Here is a 14,764-nt window from a genome sequence, read left to right as displayed (position 1 = left end):
CGATTCCCAATCAGCATATGCTGAGGTCAGGCGCGTATCCGCCAGTAACGGCAAGCAGTTGCGCGCAAGTAGATGTCGGCAGTACTTGTTGGCAGTGAAAGTTGTCGGCAGTAGCCCGAGACGGGCTTCTCGACAAATCTCTGTCATCAAAACCTGATGAAGGATTCCCGTGGCGAAAACCAAAACTGCGCGCGTTCCGAATGGCGCTCCGAGTTGCAAGTGGCGCGAGAACAAGGGCGTGTACGAAGCGTCGCAGGCGAACCCCAACCGCGCCCGCGACGGCGTCCGCCGCCTCTACGCCTACAGCACCACCTACGACGACGCGCTGGAGAAGCTCCGCGTCATGGTCGAGCGCGCCCGCGCGGGCATGCCGGCCGTCACCGGCACCCAGACCGTCGCCGATTGGGTGGACCACTGGCTCGAGAACATCGCCAAGCGCAACCTGACGCCCAAGACCTACCGCGGGCACAAGTCGATCATCGACAGCCACGTGAAGCCGCTCATCGGTCACATCAAGCTTCGCAACCTCACCGCCGACGATCTCAACGACATGTACGACAAGATCGTTGTCAGGATCCGCGAGGACAGTAAGGGGCGCTACGACGGCATCGGCTCGGCGCGGCTGGCTCACCGTATCCTGCACACCGCGCTGCGGGCCGCCTACCGCCGAGATGAAGTGGCGCGCAACGTCGCTGAGCACGCGGAGCCGCCGTCGGCGAGCAAAGAGGCCCGGCGAGCGATGACCGCCGATCAGGCCAAGCACCTGCTGCGGGTGTCGTACCAGAACGAGCACCCGTACACGAGCGCCCTGGCTGTGCTGCTCTTCACCGGCGTCCGGCTCGGCGAAGTACTCGGGCTGACCTGGGACCGGGTGCACCTGCCCGAATCCGCTGACGGCACAGGCGGATTCATCGACGTGACTTGGCAGCTCCAGTCGCACACCAAGAACCACGGATGCGGCAACCAGCGCGAGGACAAGAGCTGGCCGTGTGGGCGAAAGCGCGGCGCGGTCTGCCCTTCGGGGTTCTTCGACTTCCCCCTGGACTACGAGCACAAGCACCTGGTCGACAGTCTTCACCTCACCCGACCCAAGTCCGGTGCTTCGATCCGCAAGCTGCCGGTGACGCCACAGCTCGCGGCGTTCTTGATGCTTCAGGCTCAGAAGACGCGCAACCGCGTCGACAACGAACACAACCTGGTGTTCACCGACCCGCGGTACCCGTTCGCACGCCCGCTTCCGCCCCGCACCGCGTGGCAGATGTTCAAGGAGTGCGTTGCCGCCGCCGGCCTCCCGGAGGACCTGGTGGTGCACGAGACCCGACACACGACGGTCACGCTACTTCACGAGGCGGGCGTCGACGCCGAGACCATCCAGATGATCGTCGGCCACGCCAGCATCGCGACCACCCGTATCTACACCCACATCGGCCAGAACGTCGCCGCCGCGGCACTGCGCAACCTGGACAACTTCCTCGGCATCGACATGGCCGCCTGAAAGTAAAACCCCCGCAGCTGAATTTCTTCACCGGGCTGCGGGGGTCACCACCCCAGGGAGATGGGAGTCGCCCTGAGACCCCAAATCCTATCTGGTCGGCCCACATGGGGCGAAACCCCACCCAGAAAAGGCGAACCCCGCCGAGCAGCCACTCAGCGGGGTTCCAAGACACCAAGTGAAGGTTGGTGCAGTTTCATGCTAGCTCGCGCTCAGGACACCCTTTCGCGCATCACCGCCGTTCAGGCCGCCGCTACGTGCTCGGTTGCGGTCGGCGCGTTCTCGTTCCTGGTCAGCTACTCCGACCTGTCAGGTCTGGCCGAGCGGTTCCACACCGCGCATCCGTGGTCGATCCCTCTTGTGGTGGACGGTCTGGTTATCGGAGCAACGATTGCTGCTGCCGCGTTCAGGAAGCGCGGTCGTAAGGCGTACGCGTGGGCGCTGCTGAGCTTCGGCGCGCTGCTGTCCATCGCGGGCAACGGCCTTGCTGCCTGGTACAACTCGGGCTCCTGGATCGGCGTCTCGATCTCGGCGGTGCCACCCCTCGTGCTGCTGCTGATCACGCACCTGACCATGATGCTGTGGGCCGAATCCAAGGAGACCGCCGAAGCGCCGGTCGCTGAAACTGCCACCACCCCCACCGCGGACTCGGCGCCCGAGTTCTGGACTCGCACCACGCCCGACGGCACCACCGAAGCCGTGCACGTCGACGCCGTCGAGGCTGCCCCTGCTGCTTGACTGCGCCCGGCCGGGCAACCAGACACCTCGCGCACACCGATGGCCGTACGCGCCATCCCGGTGCGCCGCGGCGTGGCTGCGCGCCCGGCCGGCATCGACCACCCAGGCCAGCTGACCCGATTGCCAGCTGGCCACGAGAGCATCCCCCGACCCAATTCCACGCAGCGCCACCGAGATCAGGACCCACGGCCGCCGCCCGGCCGGTAGCCGATCCGCCAAGGCACGCACTCCAACGGACTCCCACGAGCGCCGTCGATCACGCGCGCCCAAATCGCGTTCGGCACAGCGCTAATCGAACGAGAGGCATCCAATCGTGAAGTACCCCAAAACCAATGCAGCCCTCGCGGAATGGACCCGAGAGAAGGGCACCTACGAACGCGGCCTCCCCGAAGAGCCCGGCGAAGCCCATGCCTTCATCCCGTGGAAGTTCACCCACCAGTACACCCTGGGTCCGCGGATCCAGACCGATCGTCCGACGTTCCTCGAGGGCGGTGAAGCTGAGCGAGCTGCCTGCGGGAAGTTCGTGAAGGTGCTGCTACCCATGGAGTTCGACGACTCCGACCCTGACGCGTGCCCCAAATGCGTACGCCAAGTGGAACTGTGGGCCTTCGACCCTCAAGCGTGGAAGACGGCCCAGCAGAACAAGGAGAACGCCCGCTACAGGCGGAAGTACCCAGTCCGGCTCACCGAGGCAGACCTACAATCTCAGGCCGACGTCCGAAGGCTTCGAGCAGCGGCCGAACTGGGAGACTCGGAAGCGATTGAACAGCTCAAAGGTCTCTACCCACCCGGCAACCAGGACGGATTGGCATGATCCTCGACAAGGCAGACGGCACCCGGACGATGATCCGCGCGTACCTCGACCTTCAGAGAGGCGATAGCCTGGCCGGATTGCGCGTGGCTGCGGCCCTGGCGATTGTCGACCAGGCGGCTGCGCTGCGCCTTACCCGCGCGGAACTCGCCGCGGTTCTCGGCCTCAACGGCACCACGAACCTGTCCCACCTGATGATGGGTCGCCTGAACAAGTACAGCGTCGAGTGGCTCCTGCGCGCCGCCCAAAAGGTCGGTGCCCGACTGGAGTACTCCTTCTCCCCGGACCCGAACAGAACCGAGACTCTTCGGCAGTGGCGGGTCGCTCAGCTCGACAGGTGAAGTGTTCACCCCAGCCCGTTGTCGTCATCCAGCCGCTGCCCGTCCAACCATTGCGCGATCCCATACAGGCGGTCGATGACGTCGTGTACCGGTTCGCCGGGCTTGTAGCCGAGTACCGGCTCACTCAGCAGGCCCAGAGCCTCGGTGATCTGACCGGGGGTGGGCGGCTCCTCCATCTCATCGGCGAGTTCACGCAGAATGTCATGGGCCGAGAGCTTGGAGTTCGGCCGGATGACCGACAGGACCGCTACCAGAATCGCCTCAACCTCTATCAGCCCCTGCTCGGCCGGTCCAGGTTCACCCGAGTGCATCCCCACGTCAGCATCCTCGCATTCGTGCACCTGGATGCCGCCAAACCGTGTGGTCTGTGGATGGTTACGATGCTCGATCGTGTCCGATGTGAAGAAGTGCGGTATCTGCGGGGAGAACCCGGTCGGCGAGGGTGGCGAGATGTGCCCGGGATGCAAGGCGAAGATCGAGGAGCGCAACCGGAACCCGTACGCGTGGATGAAAGACCGGCAGCCTTCGACTACTGAGTAATGACGCGTTCGACCCAACTGTGCGGCACGGGCTCTAGTAGGTGAGCGTCCACACCGACGTGGATTTGCCTGCCACGAGCCGGATTTCCTGAATGGGTATGGCCATGGAGGTGCCAGCCGCCGTGGTCGTGGACGCGCCATTCCTCGAAGCGGTTCTCTGGGGTGTGGTCGCCGTCAGGGTCGCCGTGGAAGGGGAAGTGGCTGAGGGTGACTCGCTGCCCGGCGATCTTGCGGACGGCGGTCTGCTGCACGGAGTCGAACGCCTTGAGGTAGCGGCGCTGCCAGGCGTGGGCCTTGCTGCGCATGGGGTGGCAGTTGTCGTGGTTGCCTGCGATGAGGTGCTTGGTGCCCGGTCGTTTGGAGATCCATTCGATGGCGTTGTCCTCATTGGCCTTGCCACCCACGGATATATCGCCGAGCACCCACACGATGTCGGTGGGGCCGATCATCCAGTCCCAGTTGAACGCCAGTTCGCGGTCGTGCGCGTCGGTGCTGTCGAATCCGCGGAGTTCAGCGACTCGGCGGTGTCCGATGTGTAGGTCGGAGGTGTACCAGTGCTTGCTCATGCGGCGTCCAGGTGTGCTCGGCGGATCCGCTGGAGGAGGTCCTCGAGCGGGGCTTCGTTTGGTTCGGTCGGCAGCGCGGTGCGGGCGTCGTTGAATGCGTCCTCGTAGATGGCGAGGATTTCGGCGGCGGCCTCGGCGTCGGGGTCTGCGGCGATGGTCTTGCCGAAATCGAAGATGAAGTCGCGTTTGTGCGTCATGTCGATCGGCAGATGGCCGGTGGTGTAGAGGGTGAGGCCCTGGACGAGTAGCCGCATGGTGTGGCGGGCGTGCTTCTCGCGGCGGGTGTCGAGCGAGCCTTGGAACCGGCCGCGCTTGACCAGGCGGGAGAACTGGGACATGGCGTAGCCGAAGAACGCGTCTCGAACCCGTTTGGCGGACAGGAAGTTCGAGCGCAGCGCGATCAGTTCCTCGCCGAACGGGGTCGTCAGGAGGTGCTCGTCGAGCCACAGGATTTCCATGGCGGTCGGGTTGCACGACAGCATGAGGCCCATGGCCTTGCCGATCTCGTGGTAGGTGGCGTCCGCGTCGTCGCGGCCCTTCTTGGTGGCCCGTTCCCGTGAGGGTGGATGCAGGCCAAGGAGATTAGCGGTCGGTTCGACGTAGATGCCGGCGTAGTCGATGTCGCTGGCGGGGGTGTTGAGGCCGTAGGCGGTGGATCCAACTATGCCTTCGAGGATGAGGTCCATGTTCCTAACCGGAGTTCGCGCCAGCTTTCGCGGCCGGCGTCTGTGAGGGTGAATCCGCCGTAGCAGCCGCAGGTGCACCCGTCGATCCAGCCGCGGTGTTCGAGTCGGCGGGCCTTGGCGAGCACGAGCTTTCGCGGCAGTGGCTCTTGGCCGCGGTTGCCGCGCTGGCGGTCGCCGTGAAGGCCGGCGCGCGTCAGAACCTCTCGGACCTGGTCGACGGTCGCCCAGGTGCCGTCGCGCTCGTTGATGTCCCGAATGGCTTGCAGGAACACGAGATCGGGGATGTCGCGGGCGTGCAGGACGAGTTTCTCGCGGCGCGCGGCGGCGTAGACGTGGGTGCGGACGATCTCGCCCGGGAGGTGGACAACGCAGCGCTGGCGCTGGTCGGCGGTCAGCTTCGGGTGCGTGTCGACGAAGTTGTCCATCTGGACCGGATTGCGATGGAAGGTCGAGTGCCGCACGGTCACTCCGGGCCGAAACACCGGCATGAGGAAGATCCGGACCAGATCGACCAGCAGCGCGGAATCGTTGGGCCACACCGGGGGAAGGTGGCAGCCGAGCTGCTGGGCCGTGCACAGCCAGTTGAACACGGCGTCGCCACGCTCGAAGCCGTCGGGGCGGAACAGGTCGTCGGCGGCCAGGCGCAGGCTAGGCGGGATGGGGATCATGCGAGTTCCTTGGTGCCGGTGAGTAGTTCCCAACCGGCCTCGGTGAGGTCGAAACCGTCACGGCATCCGCAGGGGCAGTGTTCGAGCAGACCGCGATTGAGGAGGCGGAATGCCTTGACACGCACCAGCTTCACGGGCATGTAGATCTGTTCGCGGTTTCCCGGACCGGTTTGGATGCGGTAGCCGCGTAGCTCAAGCAGGTCGGCGATGTCGACCAGTTCTGCCCAGCGAGCTTGGCGGCAGTCCATGGCGTCGGCGACGGCGTCGAGCATGACTCGGTCGGGGATATCGCGGGCATGACGGACCGGTCCGCCCTCGTTGCCCATGGTGTTGAGCAAGTCGATGACGGTCTGGCCAGGCACTGTCACGCAAATGTCGTGGACTTCTGCGGGGGCCTCCGCGTAGTCGTCCCAATCCTCGCCGCGCCAGGTGTCGATCCGAATTGGGTTGTGGCTGGTCATGGTTCGCCGGATGGTGAACGGTTCCGGGAGGAGGGGTGCAAGGTGATCAATGGCGAGCTGTGCCAGGACGGCGTGGTCGTCGTGGCCCATCCATTGGGTGATGCAGATGCCGGCGTCTTCGGCGGCCCATAGCCATTCCTGCACCTGCTCGCCGTCGTGGAACCCGAATTTGGAGAACAGGCATTCGGCGCGCAGGTGCAGATCCGGGATGCTCATGGGCTAGTCGTGCTCGTAGAACTCGACGTGGAAGCCATCGCGGGTGGCGGTAACTTCTGCTGGGTCGCCGAAGGATTCGCGGAGCTGGTCCTCGAATGCGCCGCTGTAGAACAGCGCTCCTAGGTTCTTGTGGGCGATCTTGATGTCGGGCCTGTGGGTGCCGGCGGGGCCGTAGACCCTGTCATCGAAGCTGCCGGGCAGCAGGCCGGGCTCGGCGCGAACCCATGGGCGGTAGTGGGTGTCCCAGTAGCCGGGCGGGAAGTCGCCGCCCTTGTCGTAGAACCCGTCTTCGTAGTCGCCGCCGTCGTCTTGCCCGACCCACTTCACGTAGATCTCGCCGGTGCCGAATTCGCAGACGTCACCGTCGTTGAAGTACGGGGTGTACTGGGTCCAGCGGACCGCTTCGACCTCGGGGAAGACGAACATGGCGTCCAAGGCGGCGAGCAGTTCTTCGATCGGGCGCTGGTCGACTCGTTCGGTGCGGCTGTACCGGTGGATTTCTCCGGTGATCGGCCGGCCGGCGAGGGTGTTGGTGTCGCTCACGGTGTTCCCGTTCAGTAGAAGTCGGAGGCCGCGACGTTGAATCCGTCGCGGGTGGCGGTGATTTCGCTGGGATCGCCGAAGTGGGTCTGCAACGCCGTTTGATGCCCGGTGCTGGTGATGGCGGTTTCCAGCGCGTCGATGGCGGTGACCAGCTCGGCGCTCAGGTGCGGATATTTGACCGGCTCGCCGTACTTCTCGGGACCGAGGACGTTGCCGTACTTGATGTCCCAGGCCGAGACGAAGCGGATGCTGTCGTCGTCCTCGTCGTCCTCGTCGAAGTAGTCGTCCGGCTCGACCGTCGGGATGACGCCTTCGATCAGGAATGAGGGCTCATCGGCGCTGAACTCGCAGGGTTCACCGTCGTTCCAGCCGGGGGTGTACTGATGCCACTTGACCTTCTGCACTTCGGGGAACGCGAACACCGCGTCGATGGCGGCGATGAGTTCCTCGATCGGGCGCTGTGCACCGGGACCGCGGCGGGAGATCGTGCCGTTGATGGGGCGGCCCCCGAGCGCGGTGGGATGGGCGGTCATGCCAATTCCTGTTCTGGCTGTGTGCCGTGGACCTTGTTCGGATGCGGGAGCGCCTGTTCCAGCAGCTCTTCGCGGCCGATGAATTTGTTGCGTTTGCCGCCCATCCAGACCTTGCAGGTCAGGCACGCCGACCAGTCGGCCGGCGACGGGAGCCAGCCGAGGTCTTCCACGATGTGGTTCTCGGCGATGTCGCGGACCAGGATCTGTTTGCCCGCGGAGTTGGTGATGGTGCGGCCGAACACTTCCTGGGCCATCCATGGGCCGTGGGAGTTGTGCCGGTATTGGCGGTGGGTGACGTCGCCGACCATGGCCTTGAACGCGTCGATCCATTCGTGGATGGCGATGTAGTCCTCCGGTGCGCCACCGAAGTGGCGCGCGGAAGCCTGTGCGTGGATCCAGGATTGGGCCATCAGTGGCCCTGGGCGGCGCGGGCTGCGGTGACGATGTCCTGGAGCGTCACCGAGCCTTCGGAGATGGCGCATGCCATCGCGAGGGCGGCGTCGGCGTCGCCGGCCTGGATCTTCTTCACGGCTTCGACCAGCTCGGCCAGTGGTGTTGCGGTCATCGCACGGACACGGTGTTGGGCAGGCTGGTGCCCGGCCAGCACTGGAAGCCGGCGGGAAGCGCCTTGCCCGAGGACACCAGCTCGAGGCACTTGGCCACGAGCACGTTGGGGTCGCGCGAAACCGAGTCGGACAGAACGCGATTGGCCTGGGCCTGGGCGGCGGCGGTGCGCTGGGATTCCTCGGCGATCCGCGTGGAGGCGATCTGGGCCTGGAACGCGTTGATCTTGTCCTGGGTGACCTGGTCGAAGTGGACCAGGCTCAGGATGACGCCCTGGACGTCGATCTGGCTGCCGATCTTGGCCTTGAGCTTGTCGGTGACCACCACAGAGAGCTGGTCGAGCTTCGGACCGTCGGCGGCCTCCGGAGACAGCGGGTTGTAGCTGGCGAACACCGCGTTGATGACTGCGTTCAGCTCGCGGGTGACAAGGCTGTTCTTGATGTTGTCGTCGTTCTGGTAGTCGCGGTACAGCTCGTCGGCGGCGTTCTGCACGATCCGCCAGCGCACCGTGTTGTCGACGCATGCGGTGCTGTTGTTGGCGAGCCGGACCGCGGTGCCGCCGTCGCATTTGCCGTCGACGAATCCGCCTGTGTGCGAGTCGGTGCGGATGGTGCCCGACAGCTCGGTCACCTTCTGCCACGGCGCCACGGGGTGGATGCCGTTGGACAGGGTGCCGGTCGGCTTGCCGAAACTCGTGGTGATGCCGACGTTTCGGGTGGAGACGATGGTGAACGACGACAGTGCGATCAGCAGGATGGCGACGGCTCCGCTGATCATTGCGGTGAAGATGCCACCGCGTGAGAGGGCGACATCGGAGATTCGGAAGTAGATGCCGGTCAGGAAGGCGATGCCCGCCACGACTGCGGCGATGCAGGCCAGGATGAACAGGAAAGGCACAGAAGCCCTTTCGGGATGTTGGCCGGCCGCCGTGAATCCGCGACGGTCGGCCGGATGGTCACTCGGCGAATTAGGCGGACGGCCGCAGGTAGTGCACGACCAGGCCGCGCAGGGCCTTGATCTCGTGCTGGTTGCGCTCGACCTCGTTGGTCAGCTGCGCGTTGGCGCGCTTGAGGGCGATGACCTCGGCGTCGGCGGCGACCGGCTCGGCAGCGACCGGCTCCGATACGGGGGCGGGGGCGGGTGCCGCGGTGCGAACCTTGGTGTTCGAGGTGGCCGAGCCCTTGCGCTTGCCGCGGTGGGACTTGAAGATGCCGGCCTCGCGCGCCCAGGCGTGCAGGGTCGATACGGCGGGGCCGTTCTCGAATTCCTCGGCGACGATGACGCAGGCGTCGGACTGCTTCATGCCTGCTTGGCGTGCCTGTTCGAGCAGTTCCAGAGCGGTGGACTTGGTCTCGTAGGTGTACGGCGAGGGGAAGGTGCCCATGGTTCTGCTCCAGTTCGTTTGGTTCGGTGTGGATTTCATGCAGCAGCGCGGTGAATGCGCTGTTCGAAGGTGGTGACCTTGAGCCCGAAGTAGGCGCTGAGGCGCTCGGTGTCGGTCACTCCGAATGAGCGGATGTGGGCGTACTCGGCCTCGAAAACACCCGCTGTGGGGCCGTTGGTTACCGGCGGCCCCGAACCTCGGCGGCGTCGTACGGCGATCTCACCGAAGGTGACGTCCTCTTCGACTTCCCATGGCCCGCTGGACTTCTGGGAGTCGAGCATCAGCCGAGGTATTCGCGGAAGGGGCCGTAGTTGTAGGAATCGACCAGGTGCGACAGGCCCCAGTTTCCGCCGGTGCCCAGACCCCATTTGCCGCCGCGGTTTTCCCACTTGTCGCCTTCACGATCGACAACGACCACGTCGGCCGGCACGTCGGCGAGGTCGTCCCAGGTGCGGGCCTTCGGCTTCGGCTTGGTCCAGCCGGCCTTTTCGAGTGCGTCCAGCAGCGGCTTGGCCCGGGAGAGCTGGTAGCGACGGTCAGCCACCGGGAGGGTTTCCCACGGTCGACGGGCTTCTGTCTCCCACGGAAGCAGTCTGTTGGAGACGGTCTCGTAGTAAGCCCTGGCGAATGTGAAGTCGCGTTCTTCGCCCGCGCGGACATGGGACAGGTCGGCCTTGGCGGTGGTGAGGTGCTCTTTCAGCACGCCGGTGCGATCGTTCTCGGCGTGCTTTTCCAGCCAGGCGATGACGGTTTCGAGTTCGGCGATGGTGGGGGTGCTCATTGGATTCGCTTCCGGTGAAGTGGTCAGGCGGCCTGGGCAGGGGTGCTGGGCTGCCAGATTTCGCGGGCGGATGGCCCGAAGACGTTGGGGGCCTGGTCGCGTAGCTCGCGGCCGATCCATGCGGCAATGCGGCGCATTTCCTTGTCGACCCCGTCGGCGTCGCGCTGGATAAGAAAGTCCATCCACGCCCTGTAGTTGCCGGTGACGACGATGCGGGTTTCGGCGTTGCCGGGCAGGTGCGCTCGGGCGGCTTCGCGGGCTTCCTTGTGGCTGGCTCCGCGGCCCCGGTAGGTCTGGACCCATTTGTGGTACTTCGACAGCGCGGCGGAGGCGCTCTGTTCGAGGTCGTGGATCGCTTCGGGGTCGTTCTCGTACAGCGGCGGGATGACGAAGTTGATTTCGTCGGCGTCGACGTAGCGCTGCGACAGCTCCGAGCGCGGGATGTGGCGGTGACGGATCAGTTCGTGGGTCAGCGACCGGGAGACGCCGGTGATGTAGAAGCTGGCGTTGGCGTGCTCGAGAACGCTCCAATGCTTCTGCCGCAGAATGTTTTTCAGGTAGCCGCGGGTGGTGGCGGTCTCGGGGTTCGGACGTTCCCAGGACTGGTAGCAGTTGCGCCCGGCGAACACGGCCAGCTCTTCGCCGTCGTCGAGGGAGTCCTCGCCGAGGCTGTAGTCCGGGGTGTCCGGGAGCCACAGGCTGGTGGTGGCGATCAGGGCTACATGGGGCTGCACGAACAAACTCACGGCGGGAACTCTATATCCCATGGAACGCTTGGAACGGATGGCTTTACACCCTGAAGACGTATCTAGGTGCTGCAATGCAAACAAGCACCCAGCCGATGCGTGTGACTGAGTGCTTGCATGGAACGTTTGCAGAACGGTTAGAGCTTCGTGACTCGTAGGAAATTGCTGGCCACATCAGCCACGATCACCGGGCCAGTGACGAAGTCGTTTGTGGATTCGACTGTGACAAGACTTCCGACGCGCACGGTCTGGTTGGTCGCCTCGACGATGCAGACCTTGGATGCCTTGGCACCGATATCGAACTGGGTTTCTCCTTTGACGATCACACCGTCAACCTTCAGACGCATGCTGACCGGATAGGAAGCCACCTTGCTGTTCTCCCATCGAATGGACGCCGTGATGGTCACGCCTGTACCGGCAGCCGGAACAACTAGTTGGTCGGAGGTGACCGTCGAGCCCGGGTAAGAGGCGGTGTCGGCGGTCAGGCCGATGACGCGCTTCCATTCGTAGGTGCTGATGTGCCCGGTGGCGATATTGGCACGGACGGGGGTGAAGGCGTCCGAGGCCCAGACCTGGGTGGATCCGATGCTGATCTTGTGAAGCTCTGTAACCCCGAAGGATGCCTTGGGGATCGCAATGCTGCTGAGGCTTATGGTCATGGCGTGTTGCCCTCCCCGGCAACGAGAGCGCTAGGTCTTGCTGCGGGTGACGCCGCCAGCCTGCTCGAAATACAGATAGGTGCTGGTAGCGCCTGCGGCGACGGTGGCGCTGTAGCCGAAGGGGGTGACGTATTGAATCGCGAGGGTGTCGCCTGGGGCTACGGTCGTCGAGATCGGGTTGAAGGTGCCGGTGCTGGAGTTGAACGGGATGCTGCCGGTGCCGATCGAGTTCCCATTCTTGAGGACGCGGAAGGTGACTGCGCCTGCGCCCGGCCACATAGATGTGAGCGTGATCTTCCACTGGATTGTGACTGCCGCAGCCCCGTCGCAGACCAGTGCTTGGTTGGCGATGACCGAACCCGGCGTGCGCACGGCCCAGCCGCCAATCAGGGCGGTCGTGCTCGACTCCATCGCGAAGGTGCCGTTCTTGTTCATGCCCATGGCGGTGAAGGCCGACCAGATGATGTCGGCTCCTCGGCTGACCTTCTGGACTGCGGTGTTGCCGATGGATGCGCGCACCAATGCGATTGCGGCGCTGCTCATTCCGGCCATTTACGCCGTCCGCAGGTAGATGGTGTTGCTGTCTTTGGTGGCGATGGCGTTGAACTGGGCCTCGGTGCCGACCCACAGTGTGAGTGAGCGCGGCCCCGCATTGTCTTGTCCGGCAACGTTTCCCACGGCGAGCTTGGACAAGGCGATGGCGGCGTTGGCGGCGATCTTGGTGTTGGTGACGCTGCCGTCGGTCGGGACACGCTGGTCGGACAGACGTGCGTCGTCGCCCGCAGCAGCGGTGCCCGAGGTGGTGCCCAGAGCAAGGCTGGAGGTTCCCGCGCCGAGTGTGGAGCGGGCGGCGGCGGCCGTGGCAGCGGTCATGACCGCGCGCCCGATGCTCGTGGCGTCGGTGACGTCGGTGGAGCTGGTGGTCACCGCGCCGGTGCGGCCGTTGACGCTGGAGACCGGCGAGGCCGGGTAGGTGCGTTCGCGCCAGCTGGAGAGCTGGTTGGCTGGTTCGGCGATCAGCTGCCAGTCGGTGCCTTTATCTGTGCGGGTGCACCAGTCACCGCGTTGCCCGGACAGCGCCAGCATCGCTGCCTGGGTGGCGACCGCGCCGAGGAAGTCGGTCATGGCCACGGAAGGGATGAGGGCCTCGGGGAGCTTGCCGGTTCCGTCGACCTGCACTGCGGAGTCCGCGCGGGCCAGCGACGACTGCACCGCCGAATCTAGATCGGTACGCGGTATGCCCGCGCCGGCCTTCTGGTAGGCGGTGGCGGCCCGGTCGAGGTTGGTTTGCACCGCGGTGTCGAGGTCGGCTTTCGGGATGCCGGAGCCGGGCTTGGAGTACTTGGCCTCGAGAGCGGCGACGTCGGCCTTGGTGCTCCAGCCCGCCACCACGGGGTGTTCGAACGTGCCGCCCAACTCGCCCGGGTTGGCGCCGGGCAGCATGATGCCACCCTTGATTGTCTTGTCGGCGTTGGGGATTCCGGATCCGACGGTTTCGGAGGCGTGTTCGGCCCAGTACTTCGCGGTGGCTTCGTGCTCGGCGGCCTTGGTGCGTGCAGTGTCGGCGGCCGTCGCGGCTGCGGTGGCGGTGTTGCGCGCGGACTGGGCGTCGGCGCGCGCGATGGTGGCCGAGTTTGCCGAGGCGGTGGCGTCCTCGGCAGAGGTTCGCGCGGCCGTTCGAGAGCTGTCGGCGGCGGTGGCCGATCCTGCTGCGGCAGTGGCGGAGTCGCCAGCGCGCCCGGCGGCAGCGGCGGCGTCGTTTTTGGCGGCGACAGCCTGGTCGCGGGCAGTGATAGCGGCAGCGGATGCTCCGCTGGCCGAGGTGGCGGAGTTGGCGGCAGCACCGGCCGCGGTGTCGGCCGCGCCGGCAGCGTTGGCGGCTGTGGCCGCGTTGAGCAGGGCTTCATCGGCTTTGGTGGTGGCGGTTGCGGCGGCGGCCGTGGCGCTGGTCAGTGCGGGCACGTCGACGTCGACCGGGGACGGTCCGACGGTCATGGCGAAACGCAGACCTGTTGGGGTGGTGACGATTCCCTCGATGCCGCGGCCCGGGTCGCCTATGTCGCCTTTGATCGGTGCGCCTTTGCCCTTGGCTGGCCACGCGGCACCGTTCCAGAAGTAGACGAGGTTGTCTTCGAGCAGCAGGTAGCAGACGCCGTTGTCGTCAGGCCCCAGCCCTGCGGGCAGCTCGGCGTAGGAGTTCTTGACTCCGGTCAGGTCGATGCCATGACCGTCGCGGCCTGCCACCGGCACGAGCACTCCGCCACTGGGCAGGCTCGCGGCCGGCCCCAGGGTCGGGGTGTTCGGGGGTACGCCGATGATCACATCAGTCATGAGGGTTTCACTTCCACGCCTTGACCGCGCCGGCCGCCAGGCAGTCGGGCTCGGCGGCGGGGTTGGCCTTGAACATCAGATAGACCGGAGTCCGGTCCGGGATAGCCACTGCGACAGGCTGTTTCACAGTCAGGGTCGCCAGATCCTCTTGGATCGTGAACGGCCATCGCGTGGGGGCAGGCCCGGCGCCGACGAGCAGGTACAGCTCGCTGCCGGGCGGGTAGTTGCCTGCGGCCCAACGGAATTGCCACACCAGGCCGGAGTGCTTCTTGATGTGGACGACGAGCTTCGGTGCGCCGAGCCCGATTTCCCACTTTTCGCTCATCGTGTCTCCCAGTCGGGGTCATCAGCGGTGAGCGCGTCTTTGAGGTCGCCCAGGAAGCAGCCAGCGTGACCGGGGGTGCACATCATCAGGTACAGGTCGCCGGTCTTGTCGATGCGTGCGAGGGCTTCCATGTCCCGCTCGATGTGGCGGGCATAGGCGATGACGGCCTCGTTGGTCGTGGCCTCGGTTGGCGGCCCGACGGGGTCGTAGTCGGGGTCGTCCTGCTTGATCGCAGCGAACAGCCCAGGGACGGCGTAGTCGTGGATGTACTTGCGCGCCGGTTCCAAGTCGTGGAAACCGATGAACTTGCGGCTGCCGAATCCATCGAGCGCGACAGCGAAGAAGAAATCCTTGGCGTGCTTGAGTTTGTCGCTCATGAC

At 65.4% G+C, this 14,764-nt stretch carries 23 protein-coding genes; 4 read left to right on the top strand and 19 right to left on the bottom strand.

Annotated elements, in window-relative coordinates; genetic code table 11:
* The first annotated feature begins 169 nt into the window (after positions 1-169).
* From xerC to ACFVIV_RS13705, 4 genes are all read left to right on the top strand, one after another.
* Positions 170-1,495: a tyrosine recombinase XerC gene (gene xerC, locus ACFVIV_RS13720; RefSeq protein ID WP_379195950.1), complete on the top strand. Its 1,326-nt coding sequence runs from the start codon at positions 170-172 to the stop codon at positions 1,493-1,495.
* A gap of 195 nt (positions 1,496-1,690) precedes the next feature.
* Positions 1,691-2,230 (top strand): DUF2637 domain-containing protein, encoded by a 540-nt coding sequence (locus ACFVIV_RS13715; protein ID WP_379195948.1) that lies wholly within the window; start codon positions 1,691-1,693, stop codon positions 2,228-2,230.
* Between the two features lie 313 nt (positions 2,231-2,543).
* Complete coding sequence (locus ACFVIV_RS13710; protein WP_379195946.1) at positions 2,544-3,044, top strand: hypothetical protein; 501 nt, start codon at positions 2,544-2,546, stop codon at positions 3,042-3,044.
* On the top strand, positions 3,041-3,382 hold the full coding sequence (locus ACFVIV_RS13705) for an XRE family transcriptional regulator (protein WP_379195944.1): 342 nt from the start codon (positions 3,041-3,043) through the stop codon (positions 3,380-3,382). The genes ACFVIV_RS13710 and ACFVIV_RS13705 overlap by 4 nt, the downstream gene beginning before the upstream one ends.
* A gap of 5 nt (positions 3,383-3,387) precedes the next feature.
* On the opposite strand, the gene ACFVIV_RS13700 is transcribed toward ACFVIV_RS13705, so the two are convergent.
* The 19 genes from ACFVIV_RS13700 to ACFVIV_RS13610 all read right to left on the bottom strand — a co-directional run bounded on the left by ACFVIV_RS13700 (position 3,388) and on the right by ACFVIV_RS13610 (position 14,761).
* Positions 3,388-3,699: a hypothetical protein gene (locus ACFVIV_RS13700; RefSeq protein ID WP_379195942.1), complete on the bottom strand. Its 312-nt coding sequence runs from the start codon at positions 3,697-3,699 to the stop codon at positions 3,388-3,390.
* A 212-nt stretch (positions 3,700-3,911) separates the two neighbouring features.
* On the bottom strand, positions 3,912-4,487 hold the full coding sequence (locus tag ACFVIV_RS13695) for a hypothetical protein (RefSeq protein ID WP_379195940.1): 576 nt from the start codon (positions 4,485-4,487) through the stop codon (positions 3,912-3,914).
* Positions 4,484-5,173 carry a DNA polymerase beta superfamily protein gene (locus ACFVIV_RS13690; protein ID WP_379195938.1) on the bottom strand — a complete coding sequence of 230 codons (690 nt, stop codon included), beginning with the start codon at positions 5,171-5,173 and terminating at the stop codon, positions 4,484-4,486. Before ACFVIV_RS13690 ends, ACFVIV_RS13695 begins: the two co-directional genes overlap by 4 nt.
* Complete coding sequence (locus ACFVIV_RS13685) at positions 5,149-5,841, bottom strand: hypothetical protein (protein WP_379195936.1); 693 nt, start codon at positions 5,839-5,841, stop codon at positions 5,149-5,151. The genes ACFVIV_RS13690 and ACFVIV_RS13685 overlap by 25 nt, the downstream gene beginning before the upstream one ends.
* Positions 5,838-6,518 carry a hypothetical protein gene (locus tag ACFVIV_RS13680; RefSeq protein ID WP_379195934.1) on the bottom strand — a complete coding sequence of 227 codons (681 nt, stop codon included), beginning with the start codon at positions 6,516-6,518 and terminating at the stop codon, positions 5,838-5,840. Before ACFVIV_RS13680 ends, ACFVIV_RS13685 begins: the two co-directional genes overlap by 4 nt.
* Before the next feature lie 3 nt (positions 6,519-6,521).
* Positions 6,522-7,061 (bottom strand): hypothetical protein, encoded by a 540-nt coding sequence (locus tag ACFVIV_RS13675; RefSeq protein ID WP_379195932.1) that lies wholly within the window; start codon positions 7,059-7,061, stop codon positions 6,522-6,524.
* A gap of 11 nt (positions 7,062-7,072) precedes the next feature.
* Complete coding sequence (locus tag ACFVIV_RS13670; protein WP_379195930.1) at positions 7,073-7,594, bottom strand: hypothetical protein; 522 nt, start codon at positions 7,592-7,594, stop codon at positions 7,073-7,075.
* Positions 7,591-8,004, bottom strand: a complete 414-nt coding sequence (locus tag ACFVIV_RS13665; RefSeq protein ID WP_379195928.1) for a DUF6915 family protein — start codon at positions 8,002-8,004, stop codon at positions 7,591-7,593. The genes ACFVIV_RS13670 and ACFVIV_RS13665 overlap by 4 nt, the downstream gene beginning before the upstream one ends.
* On the bottom strand, positions 8,004-8,159 hold the full coding sequence (locus ACFVIV_RS13660; protein ID WP_379195926.1) for a hypothetical protein: 156 nt from the start codon (positions 8,157-8,159) through the stop codon (positions 8,004-8,006). Before ACFVIV_RS13660 ends, ACFVIV_RS13665 begins: the two co-directional genes overlap by 1 nt.
* Positions 8,156-9,055, bottom strand: coding sequence for an SPFH domain-containing protein (locus ACFVIV_RS13655; RefSeq protein WP_379195924.1), 900 nt, complete (start codon positions 9,053-9,055; stop codon positions 8,156-8,158). The genes ACFVIV_RS13660 and ACFVIV_RS13655 overlap by 4 nt, the downstream gene beginning before the upstream one ends.
* A 70-nt stretch (positions 9,056-9,125) precedes the next feature.
* Positions 9,126-9,542: a hypothetical protein gene (locus tag ACFVIV_RS13650; RefSeq protein ID WP_379195922.1), complete on the bottom strand. Its 417-nt coding sequence runs from the start codon at positions 9,540-9,542 to the stop codon at positions 9,126-9,128.
* 35 nt (positions 9,543-9,577) lie between these two features.
* Positions 9,578-9,823: a hypothetical protein gene (locus tag ACFVIV_RS13645; protein ID WP_379195920.1), complete on the bottom strand. Its 246-nt coding sequence runs from the start codon at positions 9,821-9,823 to the stop codon at positions 9,578-9,580.
* Positions 9,823-10,323, bottom strand: coding sequence for a hypothetical protein (locus ACFVIV_RS13640; protein ID WP_379195919.1), 501 nt, complete (start codon positions 10,321-10,323; stop codon positions 9,823-9,825). Before ACFVIV_RS13640 ends, ACFVIV_RS13645 begins: the two co-directional genes overlap by 1 nt.
* Before the next feature lie 23 nt (positions 10,324-10,346).
* A complete protein-coding gene (gene thyX, locus ACFVIV_RS13635; RefSeq protein ID WP_379195917.1) occupies positions 10,347-11,069 on the bottom strand; it encodes an FAD-dependent thymidylate synthase in 723 nt (240 codons plus the stop codon).
* A 137-nt stretch (positions 11,070-11,206) separates the two neighbouring features.
* Positions 11,207-11,728: a hypothetical protein gene (locus tag ACFVIV_RS13630; protein ID WP_379195915.1), complete on the bottom strand. Its 522-nt coding sequence runs from the start codon at positions 11,726-11,728 to the stop codon at positions 11,207-11,209.
* A gap of 30 nt (positions 11,729-11,758) precedes the next feature.
* Positions 11,759-12,271 (bottom strand): hypothetical protein, encoded by a 513-nt coding sequence (locus ACFVIV_RS13625; protein ID WP_379195913.1) that lies wholly within the window; start codon positions 12,269-12,271, stop codon positions 11,759-11,761.
* A 9-nt stretch (positions 12,272-12,280) separates the two neighbouring features.
* Complete coding sequence (locus ACFVIV_RS13620) at positions 12,281-14,059, bottom strand: hypothetical protein (protein ID WP_379195911.1); 1,779 nt, start codon at positions 14,057-14,059, stop codon at positions 12,281-12,283.
* 7 nt (positions 14,060-14,066) lie between these two features.
* A complete protein-coding gene (locus ACFVIV_RS13615) occupies positions 14,067-14,384 on the bottom strand; it encodes a hypothetical protein (RefSeq protein WP_379195909.1) in 318 nt (105 codons plus the stop codon).
* Positions 14,381-14,761: a hypothetical protein gene (locus tag ACFVIV_RS13610; protein WP_379195908.1), complete on the bottom strand. Its 381-nt coding sequence runs from the start codon at positions 14,759-14,761 to the stop codon at positions 14,381-14,383. The genes ACFVIV_RS13615 and ACFVIV_RS13610 overlap by 4 nt, the downstream gene beginning before the upstream one ends.
* Between the last annotated feature and the right edge of the window lie 3 nt (positions 14,762-14,764).

The organism is Nocardia sp. NPDC127526 (genome assembly GCF_042672265.1).
Lineage (GTDB): Bacteria > Actinomycetota > Actinomycetes > Mycobacteriales > Mycobacteriaceae > Nocardia.
The sequence above is the reverse complement of the archived record's forward strand: the minus strand, read 5'-3'. Positions and strand labels throughout refer to the sequence as shown.